Here is a 3,361-nt window from a genome sequence, read left to right on the forward strand (position 1 = left end):
GGTTCGGCTAATGCCGATGGTGCAAAAGCCATAAATCATATCAATGGCCTTGTCCATTATAAATGGTAGTTCATCAAACTCTTGTGGGGTAAATTTGCTAAGTACATAATCTACCTGTCTACCTTTCGGAAAATCATCACCAATGCCAAACTTCAGCCTGGGGTAGTTCTGCCCTCCCGTAAGGTCTTCGATGTTTTTGAGTCCGTTGTGTCCGGCACTGGAGCCTTTGGCGCGCATTCTAAGTTTGCCAAAGGGAATGGCAATGTCATCTACAATCACCAGGCAGTTTTCTTTAGGAATGTTCAGTTCATTCATCCAATGGCGCATGGCTTTGCCGCTCAGGTTCATGTATGTGGTAGGCTTAATGAGGTGGATAGTACGGCCTTTGTGCTTTACTTCGGCATGATAGGCCAGACGAGACATTTCGAAAGTGGCTCCTTTCTGATCTGCCAGCCTATCTAATGTCAAAAAGCCAATATTATGACGGGTAAGTTCATATTCCGGGCCAATGTTGCCAAGTCCGATGATCAAAAACTTCATGAAGTCCGAGTTTCAAGTTTGGTGTTCAAAGTAAGTAGTCAAACTCAAGATTTTAAACTTAAAGCATTAAACTTTGAGCACATAAAATAAAAAATCCTGCCCATTGCTGAGCAGGATTTCCATAAGCTTATAATTCTATTATTCTGCTGATGCTTCTTCTTCAGCCTCGTTTTCAGCGGCCTCAAGTTCTTCGGCAGACTTACCTCTAAGGGCTCTTGGAATAGCAATGTTCACTACTGTTACCAATGAGCTGGTAAGGAATTCGAAATTGTCGGTAGGCAGTTGACCTACTTTTATAGACTTACCAATTCTTAGATTAGTTACATCAATTTCAATTACCTCTGGCATGTTTTTCGGCAAGGCTTTCACTTTCAATCTTGGGTTTTTCAAGATAAGTGTACCACCATTTTTTACACCAATGGCATTACCCGTAGCTCTTACCGGAATATCCATCTTAATTGGCTTGCCGGCAAATAGCTGAAGAAGGTCTACGTGCAACAAGGCTTCGCTTACAGGATGCCACTGAGACTCTTGTACAATTGCTCTATACTCAGTGCCTTCAATGTTTAGCTTAATAAAGCATGCTTCAGGCGTGTACAATACAGGACGAAACTGAATGGCCGGTGCATAGAAGTGCACTTGCTCATCGCCACCATACAAAACACCTGGTACGTTGCCTTCAGCTCTAAGTCTGTTTGCTTCGGCTCTTCCGAGATTTGCTCTTTTAAACCCTATAATCTCTACTTCTCTCATTTTTATATAATTGTTAAATAAATAATTGACTGATTGAACCGTCTGTGGTAATGTTTTTAATGGCCTTGGCAAAAAGCTCGGCAACAGTTAACACACGGATTTTAGATGATTGCTGGGCGAGTGGAATGGTATCGGTTACCACGAGTTCGTCCAACACAGAATTTTCAATATTTTCGTAGGCTTTGCCGGAAAGTACCGGGTGAGTACACACGGCTCTCACCGACTTGGCTCCTTCTTCCATAATTATTTTGGCAGCTTTGCACAAGGTTCCTCCGGTGTCTACCAAGTCATCAACCAGCACCACATTTTTGCCTTCTACGCTACCAATAATTCGCATTTCGGCTACTTCGTTGGGGCGCTTTCGGTGCTTATCAATAACCACCATTTCAGCATTGAAATGTTGTGCATATTCTCGGGTTCTTTTCACACCTCCTACATCGGGAGAAGCGAAGAGAAGCTCGTCCATATTCAGACTTCTGAGGTACGGCACAAAAATAGCCGACCCATCCAGGTGATCTACTGGGATATCGAAAAAGCCCTGAATCTGTCCGGCATGCAAGTCGCAGGTCATTATCCTGTCGGCTCCTGCGGCTGTCAGAATATTGGCAACCATTTTAGCTCCAATGGCAATTCTGGGCTTGTCTTTTCGGTCCTGACGAGCATAGCCAAAATAGGGAAGAACAGCAATTACTTTGTATGCACTAGCTCTTTTGGCCGCATCAATCATCAGGCAAAGTTCCACCAGGTTTTCGGCTGGTGCCATGGTCGATTGCACTAAAAAAACATTGGCTCCGCGAATGGACTCGGTAAAATAGGGAGCCATTTCGCCATCAGAGAATTTTTGCAATTGTATACCTCCCAGTCCCTGACCGAAGAATTCTCCGATTTTTTTTCCAAGGTCTGCCGATCCGTTTCCTGCAAAAATTTTATGTTCTCTGGTTGAATTACTCACGGTGCCAAATTTTGAGCTGCAAAGGTAGGAATTTAATAAATAAAATTAAGAGTGAAGTTTGAATATTTGTTGGGGTGGCCGTTTGTGCCTCTCCGGCTCTTATTGGGCAGTAAATCAGTCTTTTATAAAATAGTCTATAGTGGTTACTACGCGCACATTTTTTACAAATGGCGTGTTCTGATCGCGATCGGTTATGCTAAAAACACCCTGCTTGGCCGATTTTATTTTACCCACCCGTGAGTCTGAGTCTTTGGCGAACTTTTCGGCTACCTCTCTGGCATTCTTTGTCGCCTCTTCAATCATATCCGGTTTAATCGTGTTCAGGCTGGTAAAAATATATTCTATGGGTTGCCAGGTGTTCTTTGAGCCTATGAGAATACCCTGTGCTACCAACTCAAGAGAGGCGGTAAGGCTGTTTTGCAGTTTCTGCAAATTGTTGGTGCGTACGGTAAATTCCATTTGGGCTATGTATCGATAGGGTAGGTTAGCATTGTTTCCATACGGGTTGGCCTGAGTGTCTTGTATATTCACAGGGCCGGTAGAGAACTCCTCTGGCGAAAACCCTTGCTGCCTGAAAAACTCAATGACTGTTGCTTTTTGCTGTTCCAAATCGGCTTTGAGCTTGTTGAGGTTGTTGGAGGTGAGTGTAACCTGTACCGGCCACACACCAAGATCGGCCGCTACTTCCCGTTCGGCCAATCCTTTTACCTCAACCGACCGATCGAATGCTCTTGATTTGACTTGTATGTTGCTAATGAATAGGCCGGATACCACAATGGCCACACCTAGTATGGCCATGCCTATGTTTGTGCTGCTTTTCATGTGTTTTGAGTTTATTGCTGAACAGGAGTTGAGGCGTTCCTATTGTGAGCAAAGAGGAAATTATTTTAGAGCATAGTTTGCCTGGAGTGACAGGGGCTGGCCTTTACGCTGTTCAAAGCTGTTTAAGAGGGGCTGCTTATATTTATAAGTGCAGTTGTGGTGCTAAAACTAAGGTTCAAATACCGAGATAAACCGTGTTTTTGTAGTAAGTGTGTAACATAGTGCAATAAAAAAAGCCCTTTCAATTAAATGAGAGGGCTTTTTGTTGGTCCACTAGGGCTCGAACCTAGACTC

General features: G+C 43.7%; 4 protein-coding genes. All 4 read right to left on the reverse strand.

All coding sequences use genetic code 11. The features are described 5' to 3' along the window. Positions 1-540 (reverse strand): aminoacyl-tRNA hydrolase (gene pth / locus B3763_RS05425; protein WP_286744499.1); only part of this gene is annotated, 540 nt, incomplete at its 3' end. A 138-nt stretch (positions 541-678) separates the two neighbouring features. Then, positions 679-1,293, reverse strand: coding sequence for a 50S ribosomal protein L25/general stress protein Ctc (locus B3763_RS05430; protein WP_189630936.1), 615 nt, complete (start codon positions 1,291-1,293; stop codon positions 679-681). Between the two features lie 13 nt (positions 1,294-1,306). Continuing rightward, positions 1,307-2,245 carry a ribose-phosphate pyrophosphokinase gene (locus B3763_RS05435; RefSeq protein ID WP_189630937.1) on the reverse strand — a complete coding sequence of 313 codons (939 nt, stop codon included), beginning with the start codon at positions 2,243-2,245 and terminating at the stop codon, positions 1,307-1,309. 114 nt (positions 2,246-2,359) lie between these two features. Further along, on the reverse strand, positions 2,360-3,067 hold the full coding sequence (locus B3763_RS05440) for an SIMPL domain-containing protein (protein WP_189630938.1): 708 nt from the start codon (positions 3,065-3,067) through the stop codon (positions 2,360-2,362). Positions 3,068-3,361: the final 294 nt, after the last annotated feature.

This window comes from Roseivirga sp. UBA1976 (assembly GCF_002336325.1).
GTDB classification, from domain to species: Bacteria; Bacteroidota; Bacteroidia; order Cytophagales; family Cyclobacteriaceae; genus Roseivirga; species Roseivirga thermotolerans.

What these genes read in the sequence shown, in the direction of transcription:
- B3763_RS05430 (WP_189630936.1), bottom strand. Translation starts at nt 1,293, where the DNA reads ATGAGAGAAGTAGAGATTATAGGGTTTAAAAGAGCAAATCTCGGAAGA.
- B3763_RS05440 (WP_189630938.1), bottom strand. Translation starts at nt 3,067, where the DNA reads ATGAAAAGCAGCACAAACATAGGCATGGCCATACTAGGTGTGGCCATT.